Source organism: Aquitalea sp. ASV11, from assembly GCF_016429185.1.
Classification (GTDB): domain Bacteria; phylum Pseudomonadota; class Gammaproteobacteria; order Burkholderiales; family Chromobacteriaceae; genus Aquitalea; species Aquitalea pelogenes.
Map to the genome: position 1 here is coordinate 1 of NZ_JAELUD010000273.1, position 299 is coordinate 299.

Below are 299 nucleotides of genomic sequence, written 5' to 3' on the forward strand. Positions count from 1 at the left end.
GGTGAGCTGGCGCGCACGGTCGGCGCGGAAGTTCATGAAGATGGCAACATCACCATCCTGCATCTTGACCGGGGCGCCAATACTGGTTGCCGCAACGAATTCGTCGTTTTCATCACGGGTATAGGCCTGTCTCTTATACACATCTGACGCTGCCGACGAACAGTAAGATGTGGGGGTGGGGGGGGGGGGGGGGGGGGGGGGAGGGGGGGGGGGGGGGGGGGGGGGGGGGGGGGGGGGGGGGGGGGGGGGGGGGGGGGGGGGGGGGGGGGGGGGGGGGGGGGGGGGGGGGGGGGGGGGGG

1 pseudogene is annotated in these 299 nt (G+C 73.6%); it reads right to left on the minus strand.

Going from position 1 to position 299, the window contains the following annotated elements:
• Nucleotides 1-126, minus strand: a pseudogene (locus JHD62_RS22805) (hypothetical protein); the annotation flags it as partial.
• Nucleotides 127-299 lie beyond the last annotated feature (173 nt).